Source organism: Sphingomonas qomolangmaensis, from assembly GCF_024496245.1.
Lineage (GTDB): Bacteria > Pseudomonadota > Alphaproteobacteria > Sphingomonadales > Sphingomonadaceae > Sphingomonas > Sphingomonas qomolangmaensis.
Map to the genome: position 1 here is coordinate 306,317 of NZ_CP101740.1, position 15,741 is coordinate 322,057.

The 15,741-nt window shown below is 67.9% G+C and carries 13 protein-coding genes; 10 read left to right on the forward strand and 3 right to left on the reverse strand.

Going from position 1 to position 15,741, the window contains the following annotated elements:
* Positions 1-6: 6 nt before the first annotated feature.
* Together NMP03_RS01580 and NMP03_RS16165 are read right to left on the reverse strand one after the other, a co-directional pair.
* Positions 7-813 (reverse strand): glutaminyl-peptide cyclotransferase, encoded by an 807-nt coding sequence (locus NMP03_RS01580; RefSeq protein ID WP_256506804.1) that lies wholly within the window; start codon positions 811-813, stop codon positions 7-9.
* A 25-nt stretch (positions 814-838) separates the two neighbouring features.
* The gene (locus NMP03_RS16165) at positions 839-1,663 is read right to left on the reverse strand and encodes a cold-shock protein (RefSeq protein WP_319937612.1); all 825 of its coding nucleotides are present in this window, start codon (positions 1,661-1,663) and stop codon (positions 839-841) included.
* A gap of 209 nt (positions 1,664-1,872) precedes the next feature.
* Here NMP03_RS16165 and NMP03_RS01595 point away from each other — a divergent pair, with 209 nt between their 5' ends.
* From NMP03_RS01595 to NMP03_RS01635, 9 genes are all read left to right on the forward strand, one after another.
* The gene (locus NMP03_RS01595) at positions 1,873-2,688 is read left to right on the forward strand and encodes a TerC family protein (RefSeq protein WP_256506805.1); all 816 of its coding nucleotides are present in this window, start codon (positions 1,873-1,875) and stop codon (positions 2,686-2,688) included.
* A 48-nt stretch (positions 2,689-2,736) separates the two neighbouring features.
* Entirely contained in the window at positions 2,737-3,357 is a 621-nt protein-coding gene (locus NMP03_RS01600) for a ribonuclease D (protein WP_256506806.1), read from the forward strand.
* Positions 3,350-3,994, forward strand: a complete 645-nt coding sequence (gene lptC, locus NMP03_RS01605; RefSeq protein ID WP_256506807.1) for an LPS export ABC transporter periplasmic protein LptC — start codon at positions 3,350-3,352, stop codon at positions 3,992-3,994. The genes NMP03_RS01600 and lptC overlap by 8 nt, the downstream gene beginning before the upstream one ends.
* On the forward strand, positions 3,994-4,536 hold the full coding sequence (locus NMP03_RS01610; RefSeq protein WP_256507970.1) for an LptA/OstA family protein: 543 nt from the start codon (positions 3,994-3,996) through the stop codon (positions 4,534-4,536). The genes lptC and NMP03_RS01610 overlap by 1 nt, the downstream gene beginning before the upstream one ends.
* A gap of 297 nt (positions 4,537-4,833) precedes the next feature.
* The gene (gene lptB, locus NMP03_RS01615; RefSeq protein WP_256506808.1) at positions 4,834-5,610 is read left to right on the forward strand and encodes an LPS export ABC transporter ATP-binding protein; all 777 of its coding nucleotides are present in this window, start codon (positions 4,834-4,836) and stop codon (positions 5,608-5,610) included.
* 136 nt (positions 5,611-5,746) lie between these two features.
* A complete protein-coding gene (rpoN, locus tag NMP03_RS01620) occupies positions 5,747-7,237 on the forward strand; it encodes an RNA polymerase factor sigma-54 (RefSeq protein ID WP_256506809.1) in 1,491 nt (496 codons plus the stop codon).
* Positions 7,238-7,538: 301 nt separating this feature from the next.
* Positions 7,539-8,453 carry a sulfite exporter TauE/SafE family protein gene (locus tag NMP03_RS01625; protein WP_256506810.1) on the forward strand — a complete coding sequence of 305 codons (915 nt, stop codon included), beginning with the start codon at positions 7,539-7,541 and terminating at the stop codon, positions 8,451-8,453.
* Positions 8,450-9,214: a TIGR02186 family protein gene (locus NMP03_RS01630; protein ID WP_256506811.1), complete on the forward strand. Its 765-nt coding sequence runs from the start codon at positions 8,450-8,452 to the stop codon at positions 9,212-9,214. Before NMP03_RS01625 ends, NMP03_RS01630 begins: the two co-directional genes overlap by 4 nt.
* Positions 9,215-9,345: 131 nt before the next feature.
* Complete coding sequence (locus tag NMP03_RS01635; protein WP_256507971.1) at positions 9,346-10,980, forward strand: ATP-binding protein; 1,635 nt, start codon at positions 9,346-9,348, stop codon at positions 10,978-10,980.
* 142 nt (positions 10,981-11,122) lie between these two features.
* Here NMP03_RS01635 and NMP03_RS01640 read toward each other — a convergent pair whose 3' ends face one another.
* A complete protein-coding gene (locus tag NMP03_RS01640) occupies positions 11,123-12,634 on the reverse strand; it encodes a M23 family metallopeptidase (RefSeq protein ID WP_256506812.1) in 1,512 nt (503 codons plus the stop codon).
* A 598-nt stretch (positions 12,635-13,232) separates the two neighbouring features.
* Here NMP03_RS01640 and NMP03_RS01645 point away from each other — a divergent pair.
* On the forward strand, positions 13,233-15,740 hold the full coding sequence (locus NMP03_RS01645; RefSeq protein ID WP_256506813.1) for a helicase-related protein: 2,508 nt from the start codon (positions 13,233-13,235) through the stop codon (positions 15,738-15,740).
* Position 15,741: the final 1 nt, after the last annotated feature.

Here is a 15,741-nt window from a genome sequence, read left to right on the forward strand (position 1 = left end):
TTCGCGTCAGGGTAGCGCAATCTCGAACAGCGTCGGCCAATATTTGCCGGTGACGAACAGCCGCCGGCGCTCCGGGTCCCAGGCGATGCCGTTGAGCACCGAGTCGCTGTCGCTAAGCCCGACTTCGGCGACCAGCGGCGCAAGGTCGATCCGGCGGGTGACACAGCCGGTAGCGGGATCGATCGAGACGATCGCGGGCTGCATCCACACATTGGCGTAGATCGCGCCATCGATCGCCTCGAGCTCGTTGAGGTTCTTGAGGCGGCGCTCGCCGAGGCGCACCGCGATCCGTCCCGTCTCGGCGAAGTCGGCGCGGGCGTGGAAGGTGAGGATGTCGCTGCCGTCGGAGCGCACCAGCCGATCGCCGAGCGTCGTCAGGCCCCAGCCTTCGCCACCGTAGCGAAAGCTGCCGCGCGGTTGGAGATCGCGAGCGGCGTAGCGATGCGCGATACCGCTGGTCCAGGTGAGCTGCACCAGCTCGTCGCCGATAAGTGCCAGCCCCTCGCCGAACTGACGCGCGGGGATCGCCCGGCGTGCCAGGACGCGGCCGGTGTCGGGATCGACTCGGCGGACCTCGGAGCGGCCGGTCTGGCCCACACTCTCGAACAGCGCGCCGTCATGCCAAAGCAACCCTTGGGTGAAGGCGCGCGGATCGTGGGGAAAGCGCGCCACGACGCTGGCCGCTTCGACCGCCGGCACGGAGCAGGCAGCGGCGGCAGGCACGGCCTCCTGCGCGTGCGCAGGCGCCGGACAGCATAACGCCGCGCCGATGAGAATCGACGCGGCGGTATGAGATAGTCGGTTCAGCACCATGAAGGCGCCAGCGCTTGCGCGCCGGTTACTGCTGCGGGTTCAGGTTGACCGCGGCGTACTTACCGCGACGATCGACTTCGAGTTCGAACTCGAGCCGGTCGCCTTCGTTGAGCGAAATCATGCCTGCACGCTCGACTGCCGAGATGTGCACGAACGCATCGGGCTGGCCGTCGTCGCGCTGAATGAAGCCGAAGCCCTTCATCGCGTTGAAAAACTTGACCGTACCGCTCGAACGCTCGCCGGTGAGCTGGCGCTGCGGGCCACCCGCTGCACCTGCGCCGGCGCCTGCCGGACCACGGGCACCGCCGGGGGCTGCGTCACGCGGCGGGCCGCGATCCGACACCGCCATTGGCTCGCCGTCGATCTTGAGGTCGGTCGCCGAGATGCGGCCGCCACGATCGACGAGCGTGAAGCCCATCGGCTGACCTTCGGCTAGGCTGGCAAGCCCGGCCTGCTCGACTGCCGAGATGTGGACGAACACGTCTTCGCCGCCGTCATCGCGCACGACGAAGCCAAAGCCCTTTTGCGCGTTGAAGAACTTGACCACGCCGGTCGCCTCGCCGACCACCTGGGGGGGCATGCCGCGACCACCGCCGCCGCCGCCAGCACCAGCGCCGCCGCCACGAAAGCCGCCGCCGCCACCGCCGCCGAAACCACCGCCGCCGCCGCCACCGAAGCGATCGCCGCCGCCGCCGAAGCCGCCGCCACCACCGCCGAAGCGATCACCGCCGCCGCCGCCGCCATAGCTAGGAAAGCCGCCGCCACCGCCGCCGCCTTCATCGCCGAAAAATTCGCGCTTGTCTTTGCCGCGCCCACCGCGCCCGTTGCCGCGCCCTCGATCGAAACTCATTGCCCTGTTCGTCTTCCCGATCGCCCGATTCATATCCTGAAACCCTGGCGCCGGACGAAAAACGCAAGTGTTCGGGCGCGTCTAACCTCACGCCACGCGCCATATATATCCCAAAAATACCAGGTGGGCGAACAAAATCGTCTCAATTATGGCGCTTGCGGCGAACGATGCTTGCCCGGCGACGAAATGCGCGGGTAGGAGCGACACTTATGGAAAACGTCGCTGTGCTGCTTGCCGATCCCGCCGCTTGGGCGGCCCTGGTCACGCTGATCGTGATGGAGGTGGTGCTCGGGCTCGACAATCTGATCTTCATCTCGATCATTTCGAACAAGCTGCCCGAAGCCTATCGCCAAAAGGCGCGGCGAATCGGCATCGGGCTCGCGCTGGTGATGCGGCTGATCCTGCTGACGATGATCGCGTGGATCGTCGGGCTGACCACGCCGGTGTTCGACCTGGGGATCACCGGGCCGATCGACGAATATGGCCGGCCGGCGTTCGAGACCTCGTTCTCGTGGCGCGACCTGATCTTGATGATCGGCGGGCTGTTCCTGGTGTGGAAGGCGACCAAGGAAATCCACCACTCGGTCGATACCGGCGTGTCCGACGACCTGCTCGACAAGAAGCGGGTCGCCGAAACCGCATTCGGCGCGGCGATCGTCCAGATCGTGCTGCTCGACATCGTGTTCTCGATCGATTCGATCCTGACCGCGGTGGGCATGACCGACCATGTCGAGATCATGTATGTCGCGGTGGTGGTCGCGGTCGCGGTGATGCTGCTCGCCGCCGATCCGCTGGGCAATTTCATCAACAAGAACCCCACGGTCGTGATGCTCGCGCTGGGCTTCCTGCTCATGATCGGCATGGTGCTGATCGCCGAGGGCTTCGGGGTGCATGTGCCCAAGGGCTATATCTATGCCGCGATGGCGTTCTCGGCGCTGGTCGAGATGCTCAACATCTTCAACCGCCGGGCCAAGCTGCGCAAGGACGCGCAAGTGCATGCGACGCGGGGCGGCAGCGCCGAATAAAGCGCATCGGCCATTGAGCGTTCATTCGCGCCCGCCTATGCGAGCGCGATGACCGTTCATCTCCACGAAGAAGACTTGCCCGCGGGCATTTTCGCCCCCGGCGCCGCGATCGCCGTCGATACCGAGACGATGGGGCTCATCACCCCGCGCGATCGGTTGTGCGTCGTCCAGCTCTCGGATGGCTCGGGCACCGAGCATCTGGTGCGCTTCGGCCCCGACAGCGACTATGCCGCGCCCAATCTGCGCGCGGTGCTGGGCGATCCCGACCGGCTGAAGCTGTATCATTTCGCGCGCTTCGATCTGGCGGCGATCCGCCATTATCTCGATACCGTCGCGGCACCCGTCTATTGCACCAAGATCGCCTCGCGGCTGGTGCGCACCTATACCGATCGCCACGGGCTGAAGGAGCTGGTGCGCGAATTGCTCGGGCAGGAACTGTCGAAGGCGCAGCAGTCGTCGGACTGGGGCAATCCGGTGCTGACCGACGCGCAGAAGGAATATGCCGCCTCCGACGTCCGCTATCTCCACGCGATGAAGGCCGAGCTCGATCGCCGGCTGGCGCGCGAGGGGCGGACCCAGCTGGCGCAGGCGTGCTTCGATTTCCTGCCGCATCGCGCCGACCTCGACCTGGCCGGCTGGCCCGAAACCGACATTTTCGCGCATGTCTGACGTTGCCCGCCGCGGCCGAACGCAGCGGCAGCGCTGGGCGGCACCCGGCAGCAGCCATGATTCGTTGGTAAAGGTCGCACAGGTCGGGCTGCCGATGGGGATCGGCATCCTCGCGGCGTTCCTCGTGATGGCGCCTTTGTTCATGGGCGGCGACGTGTCGTTCGTGCTCGACAAGAACAAGGTCGAAGTCGCCGAGGAGCGGATGCGGATCCAGGCAGCGCGCTATCAGGGCTCCGACAGCGAGGGCAAGCCGTTCGTGCTCGATGCCGGCTCGGCGGTGCAGAAAAGCTCGGCCGAGCGCGTGGTCGAATTGAATACGCTGTCGGCGGCGCTCGGCATGAGGGACGGGCCCGCGACGCTCACCGCCGATCGCGGCCGCTACGACATGGAGCAGGAGCAGGTGTCGATGGCAGGCCCGATCGAGTTTCGCGCTGCCGATGGCTATGCGCTCGACACCCGCGACGCGACGATCGATCTGAACACGCGGCAGTTGCGATCGGCCGGGCCGGTCAGCGGTACGACGCCGCAGGGCAGCTTCAGCGGCGACCGGCTCGAAGCCGATCTCGAAGCGCGGACGGTGAAGATGAGTGGCAATGCCCGCTTGCGGATCGTCCCCGAGCGCGCAAATAGGCGATGATGAAACGCGCGCCCGCACTGCCCGCCCTGATCGTGGCCGCTAGCCTGTGGGCAGCCCCCGCCGCCGCGCAGCGCCACAACACCAACGCGCCGATCGATTTCGCCGCCGAGAATCTCGAGCTGCAGGATCGCGCCAACCGCGCGGTGCTGTCGGGCGGGGTGTCCATCCGCCAGGCCGACCTGACGCTGACCGCGGCAAGGGTGACCGTCGCGTACACGGGACAGGTGATCGGCGGAACGCCGCAGGTTTCGCGGCTCGACGCCTCGGGCGGGGTCACCGTGGTGCGCCCCAACCAGCGCGCGCGCGCGCAATATGGCGTGTACGACCTCAACAAGCGCGTCATCACGATGCTGGGCGACGTATCGCTGATCCAAGGCAACAACACGCTGCGCGGTGGGCGGCTGTCGATCAACCTCGACACCGGACGCGCGACGCTCGACGGGTCGACGGCAGGTGCGGGCGGCGCCGCGGCGCCGGCCGAGAACGGCATCGAACGGCGGCAGGGCAGGGTGACCGGGCGCTTCACGGTGCCGCAGCGGTAAACGGCGTGTCGAACATCCTCCCCCGCCAGGGGGAGGTGGCAGCCGCAGGCTGACGGAGGGGGAGGAAGCAGTGAGCGCGGCGGCATCTTCCCCCTCCGGCGCTGCGCGCCACCTCCCCCTGGCGGGGGAGGAATATCTGGATCGGGAAGTCGCGGGAGGACGTGAAGGATGCCCGCCTTGCCGCTTGCGATCTTTGCGATTCGCTGATCGTGCTGCATCAAACCATGCACGAAGCTTGCCAACCGCCATGCCGATGCGCGAGAAAGGCTCGCCGCACCGAGCGCGCAGGGGATATCGATGGACGATTTGACCACCTTGGAAACGATCGAGCCGGTGGTCGAAACCCCGGTCGATGCGGGGCTGTCGGTCGTCTCGATCGCCAAGGCCTATGACAAGAAGGTCGTGCTCTCCGACGTGTCGTTGAGCGTCGGGCGCGGCGAGGTCGTCGGGTTGCTCGGCCCCAACGGCGCGGGCAAGACCACGAGCTTCTATTCGGTGATGGGGCTGGTGAAGCCCGATGCCGGGCGGATCATGCTCGATGGCGAGGACATCACCGCGCTGCCGATGTATCGCCGCGCGATCCTGGGGCTAGGCTATCTGCCGCAGGAAACCTCGATCTTTCGCGGGCTGACCGTCGAGAAGAACATCCTGGCCGTGCTCGAGCTCGCGGTGCCGGACAAGGCCGAGCGGATGGCGCGGCTCGATACGCTGCTCGACGAATTCGGGCTCACCCGGCTACGCGATTCGCCGGCGATGGCGCTGTCGGGCGGCGAGCGGCGCCGCGCCGAGATCGCGCGCGCGCTGGCGGCGAACCCGTCGATCATGCTGCTCGACGAGCCCTTTGCCGGGATCGATCCGATCTCGATCGCCGATATCCGCGACCTGGTGCGCGACCTGAAGCAGCGCGACATCGGCGTGCTGATCACCGACCATAATGTCCGCGAGACGCTCGAGATCGTCGATCGCGCGTATATCATCTACGACGGGCGGGTGCTGTTCGCCGGGTCGCCCGAGGAATTGGTGGCCGACGCGAATGTGCGGCGGCTGTATCTGGGCGAGGGTTTCTCGCTCTAGCCATGGCCGCGCGGTTCGCCCCGACCCTGCGTCACCCCAGCGAAGGCTGGGGTCTCGTGCCGCGCGCGGGGGCTTCGCTTCGGGGTGACCCCAGCTTTTGCTGGGGTGACGGCGAGCGGGGCGGGGGTAAAGGCGCATGAACCTCGCCCCGCGCCTCGACATCCGCCAGTCGCAATCGCTGGTAATGACGCCGCAGCTCCAGCAGGCGATCAAGCTGCTGGCGCTGTCGAACCTCGAGGTCGAGGGCTTCATCGCCGAGGAGCTCGAGCGAAATCCGCTGCTCGAAAGCGCGGGCGGTGAGGACGGCGACGGCGGCGAGCCGATCGTCGCGGTGCCCGTCGGCGGCGATCCGGTGCCGGCCGACGAGCTGCCCGCCGGCGGCAGCGACGCAGACCCGGTCTTCGACGGCGAACTCGCGCTTGCCAACGTCACCGACGACAGCGCCGCCGATTCGATCGGCAGCCTCGACGGTGGGCTCGGGCTCAACGGCGTGAGCGGCGGCGGCGGGGTGGGTGAGGACGGGCTCGACTTCGACAGTTTCGCGGGCGGCGAGCTGAGCCTTGCCGATCATCTGATGGCGCAGGCGGGCACCGCGGTGGCGGGCGCCGACCTGTTCATCGCCGCGCATCTGATCGATCAGATCGACGAGTGCGGCTATCTCACCGCGTCGCTGCTCGACGTCGCCAACCGGCTGGGCGTCGCGCTGGCACGGGTCGAGGCGGTGCTGGGGGTCATCCAGACCTTCGATCCCACCGGCGTCGGCGCGCGCAACCTGTCCGAATGCCTCGCGCTGCAGGCCAAGGAGGCCGATCGCTACGATCCGTGCATGGCGCGGCTGATCGACAATCTCGACCTGGTCGCGCGCGGGCAGTTGGCGCAGCTCAAGCGGATGTGCGGCGTCGACGACGAGGACATGGCCGACATGATCCGCGAATTGCGCAGCTACGATCCCAAGCCCGGCTGTCGCTATGGCGGCGAACCGTCGCAGGCGGTGGTGCCCGACCTGTTCGTCGCGCGGCGCGGCGCCGGCTGGGCGGTCGAGATCAACGCCGCGACGCTGCCGCGCGTGCTGGTCAACCGCGCTTATTATGTCGAGCTGTCGGGGGGCAGCCACGACAAGGCATCGAAGACCTGGCTCGCCGATTGCCTCACCAGCGCCAACTGGCTGGTCAAGGCGCTCGACCAGCGGCAGCGCACGATCATCAAGGTGGCGAGCGAGATCGTGAAGCAGCAGGAGGCGTTCTTCCTCCACGGCGTCGCGCATCTGCGCCCGCTGACGCTGGCGCGCGTCGCCGAGGCGATCGAGATGCACGAATCGACGGTCAGCCGGGTGACGAGCAACAAATATCTCAGCTGCGCGCGCGGGCTGTTCGAGCTCAAATTCTTCTTCACCTCGGCGATCCAGTCGGCCGATGGCGGTGAGGCGGTTTCGGCGCAGGCGGTCAAGGCGGCGATCCGCGCGCTGATCGCGGGCGAGGGGGCGAAGATTCTGTCCGACGACACGCTGGTCGAGCTGCTCAACGCGCGCGGCTTCGACATCGCGCGGCGGACGGTGGCCAAATATCGCGAGGCGCTGGGGATCGGGAGTTCGGTGCAGAGGCGGCGGGCGAAGGCGCTCGAAGGGTAGTTCTTCATACCCCGGACAGTCCCTCACCCTTCCGCGGCTACGCCGCTCCTTCCCTCTCCCGCAGGCGGGAGAGGGAAGAGGCGCGCATGCGCCGATAGGGTGAGGGCCTTCTTCTTCCCCCCTCCCTGAAAGGGAGGGGTCGGGGGTGGGTGGAGGCCTGGAGATACGGCTACTCGCGCGGCCGGGGCTACCGTATCGCGAGCAATCGACCCACCCCCAGCCCCTCCCTTTCAGGGAGGGGAGTTTTTGCGCCATCCGCCCTTCGCCTTCTTGGCTTCCACGTGTAACGCTCTGGCCAGCCATGGATCTGTACCTTCCCATCGCCAACCTGTCGGTCAACGCGCTCGTCATCATCGCGCTCGGGCTCGGGGTCGGGCTGCTGTCGGGGATGTTCGGCGTCGGCGGGGGGTTTCTCACCACGCCGCTGCTCATCTTCTACGGCATTCCGCCGACCGTCGCGGCGGCGTCGGCGGCGTCGCAGGTTACCGGCGCCAGCGTGTCGGGGATGCTTGCGCATAGCCGGCGCAAGGGGGTCGATTACCATATCGGCGGGGTGATGGTCGCGGGCGGGGTGCTGGGGTCGTTGATCGGCGCCTGGCTGTTCGAGGTGCTGAGGGCGACCGGACTGATCGATACCGTGATCGCGATCCTGTACGTGTTGATGCTCGGATCGATCGGCGGGCTGATGCTCAAGGAATCGGTCGACAGCATCCGCGTGACCAAGGGGCATCGCCCGGCACCCGCGCGGCGGCGGCGGCATCATCCGCTCATCGCCGCGCTGCCGATGCGCTGGCGCTTCTATCGATCGGGGCTGTATATCTCGCCGCTCGCGCCGCTGATCCTGGGCGTGTTGACCGGCATTCTGACGATGCTGCTCGGCGTCGGCGGCGGGTTCATCCTCATTCCGGCGATGCTGTATCTGCTCGGCATGTCGACCCAGGTCGTCGTCGGCACCTCGCTGTTCCAGATCGTCTTCACCACCGCCGCGGCGACGATGGTGCACGCCACCACCACCAAGGCGGTCGATATCGTGCTCGCGGTGCTGCTGCTGCTGGGATCGGTCGCAGGCGCGCAGATCGGGTCGCGGCTGGCGCAGAAGATGCGCCCCGAATATCTGCGGCTGGCGCTCGCGCTGCTGGTGCTGATCGTCGCGATCCGGATGGGGCTGGGGCTCGCCTGGCGTCCGGGCGAGCTCTACTCGGTCGAAGCGGCATGATCGCGCGGATATTGGGGCTGATGCTGGCGGCGTTGCTGCTGGGCGGCGCCAAGCCGGTACTCGTGCCCGACGTGTCGCAGCGCGATATCGAGATCGTCTATTCGTTCACCGGCGCCGAATTGCTGCTGTTCGGCGCGATCCTCTATCCCGATCGCAGCCTGCCCGATCCCGATGCCGACCCCGCCGAGATCGTCGTGGTGGTCCGCGGGCCGGTGCAATCGGTGATGATGCGCCAGAAGGAGAAGATCGCGGGAATCTGGGTGAACGCCGAATCGATGCGCTATCGATCGGTGCCGTCCTTCTACGCGATCGCCTCGTCGAAGCCGATCGAGCGGATCGTCGACGAGCGTACCCGCGCGATCTACGAACTAGGGCTCGACAGCCTGCAATTGTCGCCGATCACCAGCGCCCCTGCCGATCTGCAGACGCGCTTCGTCCAGGGGCTGATCGACCTGCGCCGCCGGACCGGCCTGTTCGTCGAAGCCCCCGAATCGGTCGAGATCACCGACGGCGTGCTCTATCGCGCACGAATTACGATTCCGGCGCGGGTGCCGGTGGGGCGCTTCACCGCCGAGACCTTCCTGATCCGCGACGGGCGCGTGCTCGCCGCGGCGGTGCGCGAGATCGACATCCGCAAATCGGGGTTCGAGCGATTCGTCGCGCGCGCTGCCGAGAATCAGTCGGTGCTGTACGGCCTGATCGCGGTCGCGCTGTCGGTGCTGTTCGGCTGGGGTGCGGGCGCGTTGTGGCGGCGATTCTGATCGTTCGCCGCCGATCTTTTGCCCGAGGTACGAACGCAATCTTTACTAACGCCCGCCTATGATCCTCGCTCGTTGTTGTTTGGGCGAGTGTTTCGATGGATATGCCGGCAGGGCGCGATCTGGCGCGGGCGATGAGCGACGATGCCGCCCCGGTCCCGCCCGGGCGCGTATTGGCGGCGCCGATCGGCCTGGTCACCGACATCGGCGGCGCGGGCAGCCAGATCGTGATGGACCGGAGCACGATCGAGGCGCTGCGCGGCGATGCCGATCCGGCGATCGCGGGCGCGGGGCAGGTGGGGGCGCAGGTGAAGATGCGCGTCGGCATGACCTGGCTGGTCGCCAATATCCGTTCGCTCAAGCTGGCGAGCGGCGGGCATGGCGACATCGCCGCGCAGATCGATTTCTTGGGCGAGGGCGACGAGGAGCGGCTGACGGGCAAGCTCTACAAATTCCGCCGCGGCGTCACCCGCTATCCGACGCCGGGCTGCGAGGTGTTTCCGGTTTCGACCTCGGACCTCAAGCAAATCTATTCGACCGACGACCGCCCCAATGTCGAGGTCGGCACCGTATACCCCTCGCGCGACATCCGCGCCGCGCTCTATATCGATGCGATGCTCGGCAAGCATTTCGCGTTGCTCGGGTCGACCGGCACCGGCAAGTCGACCGCCGCCGCGCTGATCCTCCACCGCATCTGCGAAGCCGCGCCGCAGGGGCATATCGTGATGGTCGATCCGCACGGCGAATATGCCGCGGCGTTCAAGCATAACGGCGCGATCTTCGACGTCGGCAACCTCGCGATGCCCTATTGGCTGATGAACTTCGAGGAACATTGCGAGGTGTTCCTGACCAGCGACGGCAACGACCGCCAGGTCGATGCCGACATCCTCGCCAAATGCCTGCTCGCGGCGCGCGGCAAGAACCGGCTGGCCGCCGACGTCAAGCTGACGGTCGATTCGCCGATCCCCTATCTGCTGAGCGACCTCACCAATCTGGTGCAGCTCGAAATGGGCAAGATGGATCGCGCGAGCGACAGCGCGCCCTATCTGCGGCTCAAGACCAAGATCGACGAGATCAAGGCCGATCCGCGCTATTCGTTCATGTTCTCCGGCATGCTGGTTGCCGACACGATGGCGAGTTTCCTGGCGCGGATGTTCCGCCTGCCCGCGCAAGGCAAGCCGATCTCGATCATCGATGTCTCGGGCGTGCCGTCCGAAATCACTTCGGTCGTGGTGTCGGTATTGAGCCGGATGGTGTTCGATTTCGCCATATGGTCGCGCGGCGAAACGGTTCGTCCCATATTGCTGGTGTGCGAGGAAGCGCACCGCTATGTCCCCAACGAGCGTAACGCCGACGGGTCTTCGGTCGGCAGGATCCTTAGCCGGATCGCCAAGGAAGGGCGTAAATACGGTGTGTCGTTGGGGCTTATCACACAGCGGCCGTCGGACCTTGCCGAAGGCGTCTTGTCGCAATGCGGCACCATCATAGCGATGCGGCTGAACAATGATCGAGACCAGGCGTATGTACGGGCAGCGATGCCCGAGGGCGCGCGCGGGTTCCTCGATGCGATCCCCGCCTTGCGCAACCGCGAGAGCATCATCTGCGGCGAGGGCGTTTCGACCCCGATCCGCGTTTTGTTCGACGATTTGGACGAAAATCGTCGTCCGGCCTCGGCTGACCCTTCTTTCGCCCTATTGTGGCGCGAGAGCGGCGGCGAGGAGGGTGTGATCGATCGCACCATCCGCCGCTGGCGCAGCCAACGGCACTAAAGAGTTTCACGAATCCCGTCCCCTTTCTGGGTGCGGGCGGGAGAGGGGCCTACGGACAGCAATCAGTTCGCCTCTCTCCCCACCACTTCAGGCAGCGGCGGCGCGCGGCAACAGGCCGCCCGTCGCTGCCCAGGCCCACACGCTACTCGGGCCGCAATTCCTGGCTACTGGCCTTTCGGGCAGCGCCGACGGGCACCGCCATCAACCGGGTTACCTTCGACCGGAACGCCGACAGGTCGCTGCCGCTCAGCCGCTGGACGGTCGAGAAGGATACCGACTGCGGATTGATCGGAGTGCCGCTGCGCCACAGTTCGTAATGGAGATGCGGCCCCGTCGACAAGCCCGTCGATCCGACATAGCCGATCACCTCGCCGCGCGCGACGCGGGTCCCTGAACGCACCGCGATCCGGCTCATATGGCCATAGCCCGTCGCCAGCCCCGCTGCGTGGCTGAGCTTGACGAAGTTGCCATAGCCGCCGCTGCGCCCGGCGAAGCTGACCACGCCGTCGCTCGCCGCGCGGATCGCGCTGCCATAAGGGGCGGCGAAGTCCATGCCCTTGTGCAGCCGGCGGAAGCCGAGCACCGGGTGGCGGCGCCAGCCGAAGCCCGATGAAATGCGCGCCGAAACCGGCATCTGCATCGTCCCCTTGCGCTCGCCGGTGCCGCTCGGGTCGTACCACACGGTCTTGCCGTCCTGTTCCCAGCGCACCAGCCGCACGTCGCGCGCGCCCTGGTCGATCCCGGCATAGACGAGGTTGCCCAATTGCACCTCGCCGGTCGCGGCACTTGCGCGCTCGACGATCAGGTCGAATTCGTCGTCGGCGGCGATCCGCGTCATCGGCAGCTTGGCCGAGATCGACTTGATGAAGGCCTCGACCGCGCGCGCCGGCGCCCCCGCGGCGCGCGCCGAGCGATAGAGGCTCGCGCCGACCCGCCCGCGAATCCGCAGCGGGGTGTTGTCGATCGCGATCGGAATCCGCCGCAGCGCCAGACCGTCCCCAGTGCGCAGCAGTTCGAGCGCGAGATCGAAGCGCGCGCGGAACGCCAGCTTTTCGAGCGGGCGCGGCACCGTCTTAGACGAACGACGACCGAGCGTCACGTCGAGACGCGTGCCCGGGCGGATCGCGCCGAGCGCGACGCTGCTGGCGATCAGATCGGCGGCATGCTCGGCCTCGGCGGCGCCGACCCCGGTCCGCGCCAGCGCGCGGCGAAGCGCGTCGCCGGTGCCAAGCGTCGCGCTCAATTCGATGATCGGACGCTCGGGGGTGTCGGCGAGCACCGTGACGGCGTTGGTCGCGCCGATCCGGCGCCCGGTGGTGGCGCCGAACGCGAGCGGCGCGATCGACTGCGAGGCGAGTTCGTCGCGATCGGTGGTGGTGATGCCGTCGGGGATTTGTGCGACCAGTCGCGGTTCGAGCCCCGGCGAGAGCAGGATGGCGAAGCTGCACAACGCAGCGCAGGTGGCCGCGCCGCGAAACCATTGCCGCGAGCCGATCTGCGATCCCAGATCGGGAACGAAGTTGATTTCGTCGAGCCGTGCAAGGAGCCGCGTGCGCAGGCCTGTCGCCCGATCGCGTGGGAGCGCGGCGGGTGCGCGACCGAATGCCAGCGCGCTGGCGCCGCCACCGCCGGTCAATCCAAGGTCGTTGCGCAAGAACAAGAGTATGGCCGCCCCAGACAGATGCGACCGCCCCGCTCCGGCCGCTGAGAAGGCGACTGTGGAACAAGAGGTTTAAAGTCAAATTAACCCGCCGTGCGGGGCGAACGAACTGCGGCAAGGCGTTTTGCACGGGCGATGGATGGGGGATACTCCTCCCGCCAGCGTCATCCTCCCGCGCCAAGGGGAGGTGTCGGCCAAAGGCTGACGGAGGGGGAGAAAAGCGATGCCCGTCGGTATTCCCCACCAAGGTTCCCCCCTCCGCCCCCTCCGCCGGGCGCGAGCGCCCGCCACCTCCCCCTGGCTGGGGAGGATTTGGGGTGGCGGCACCCTGTGCGCTTGGGTCATGGCCGAGGCGAAACCCGCTCCAGCCTCATCCTCCCCCGCCAGGGGGGAGGTGTCAGCCAAAGGCTGACGGAGGGGGAGGAAAGCGATGCCCGTCGGTATTCCCCACCACGGCCCCCCCCTCCGCCCCCTCCGCCGGGCGCTGAGCGCCCGCCACCTCCCCCTGGCGGGGGAGGATTGGCGAGAGCCAAGGAGCCCGCACGAATGTGCGCTTGCGCATGGCCTTCGCACCCCCGATGTTGTTCGGGCGATGAGTCAGTTCGAGCGTAGTCCCGTTACCGCCGTGCTTGGCCCGACCAACACCGGCAAGACCCACCTCGCGGTCGAGCGGATGGTTGCGCATTCGAGCGGCATCATGGGGTTTCCACTCCGGTTGCTGGCGCGCGAGGTCTATGATCGAATCGTCGCGCTGAAAGGGCCGAGCGAGGTCGCGTTGCTGACCGGCGAGGAGAAGATCCTGCCGCCCAAGGCGCGCTGGTTCCTCTGCACCGCCGAATCGATGCCCACCGATCGCGACGTCGCCTTCGTCGCGCTCGACGAAGCGCAGTTGAGCGCCGATCCCGAGCGCGGCCACGTCTTTACCGACCGTCTGCTGCGCGCGCGCGGGCGCGAGGAGACGATGATCCTCGGGTCGGCCTCGCTCAAGCCGATGCTCAAGGCGCTGGTGCCCGAGGCCGAGATCATCAGCCGTCCGCGCTTTTCGACGCTCAGCTATGCCGGTGCGCGCAAATTGTCGCGGCTGCCCAAGCGCAGCGCAATCGTCGCCTTCTCGGTCGAGGAAGTGTACGCGGTGGCCGAGGCGATCCGGCGGCTGCGCGGCGGCACCGCGGTTGTGATGGGCGCGCTCTCCCCCCGCACGCGCAACGCGCAGGTGGCGATGTTCCAGGCGGGCGAGGTCGATTATCTGGTCGCCACCGACGCGATCGGCATGGGGCTCAACATGGACGTCGCGCACGTCGCCTTCGCCTCGCTCCACAAGTTCGACGGGCGGCGCACCCGCCGGCTGACCGTGGCCGAAATGGCGCAGATCGCGGGGCGCGCGGGGCGGCACCAGCGCGACGGCACCTTCGGCGCGCTGCACGAGGAAGGGCCGAGCGCCTTCGGTCCCGAGGAAGTGATGGCGATCGAGGAGCATCAGGTGCCGCCGCTGCGCCAGCTCTATTGGCGCGAGGGCGAGCCCGATTTCTCCTCGCTCGACGCCTTGATCGCCAGCCTCGAGATGCGCCCGGCGCACGAGATGCTGCGCGCCGCGCCGCAGGCGATCGACCTGGCGGTGCTCAAGCGGCTGGCGGACGAGGATTGGGTACGCCAGCGCACGCGATCGCCGGCGATGGTGCAGCGATTATGGGCGGCGTGCGGCCTGCCCGATTTCCGCAAGCTGGGGCTCGACCCGCATTCGCGCTTCGTGGGCCGCGTGTTCGGGCATTTGTCCGAGGGTAATGGCCATTTGCCGCACCAATGGTTCGCCGACGAGATTGCGCGGCTCGACCGGACCGAGGGCGATGTCGAAACGCTCGCGGGGCGGATCGCGGGCGCGCGCAGCTGGGCGTATATCGCGCATCGCAAGGACTGGCTGCTCGATCCGACGCATTGGGCCGAGCGCACCCGCGCGATCGAGGAGCGACTGTCCGACGCGCTCCACGCCAGCCTGCAGCAGCGTTTCGTCGACAAGCGGACGACGGTGCTGCTGCGCAAGATCGGCGCCGATGCCAGCGCGCTTCCGGTAACGATCGGCGGCGGGGGCGAAGTGCTGGTGGACGAACAATTGCTCGGGCGGCTCGACGGGTTTCGCTTCACCGTCGCCCCCGATGCGCGCGCGGGTGATAAGCGCATGCTGCTGGCGGCGGCGGAGAAGAGGCTGGCGGGCGAATGGAAGCGGCGCGGTGACGCGCTGGTAGCCGCCGACGATCGCGCGCTGGCGCTGGTGGGCGATGCGGGCGAGCAACCAGCGATCACCTGGGACGGGCATGTCGTTGCGCGCCTCATGGGTGGCGCTGCCACCGCACGTCCGGTGGTGCGGCTCGATCGGACGCTCGACTGCCTCGAACGCGCAAGTCGCGATGCGGTGGCGGCGCGGATCGACCGCTGGGTCGCCGAACAACTGCGCCGGCATGTCCCGCCCCTGGTGTGGCTCGACAAGATCACCCGCGATCCCGCCGCCCCCGCGGCGCTGCGCGCGGTCGCGACCGCGCTGGGCGAGGCGGGGGGGATCGCGCCGCGCGCCGATATCGTCGATGCGGTGGCGGCGCTCGACGGCCAGGCGCGGCAATGGCTGCGCAAGGCGGGGCTGGTGATCGGCACGCTCGATGTGTTCGACCCGCGCTTGCTCAAGCCGCTGCCCGCGCGCTGGCGGCTGGCGCTGCTCGCGGCGCGGCGCGGCGAGGCGATCGGCGCCGCGGTACCGGTCGGCGCGACGGTGCTGCCGTCGGGCGATGCGTCGCTGCAAAGCGGCTTCCGCCCGATCGGTGGCCAGGCGGTGCGAGTCGATCTGGTCGAACGGATCGCGCGCGCTGCGCATGACGCGCGCGCGGGTCGGGCGCCGTTTATCCCCGATCCGGCGCTCGCGACCTCGATCGGGCTGTCGCCCGAAAGCTTCGCCAAGCTGATGGTGTTGCTGGGCTTCCGCGGCGAGGCGCAGCCCGAAGGGCCGCCGCATTGGAAATGGCGCGGCAGCCGCACCCCGCGCCCCTCGCCGGTGGCGGCGAGCCCGGGCAATGCCTTTGCCGCGCTGCGTGAGCTGGTCGCCGGGAATGGCTAGC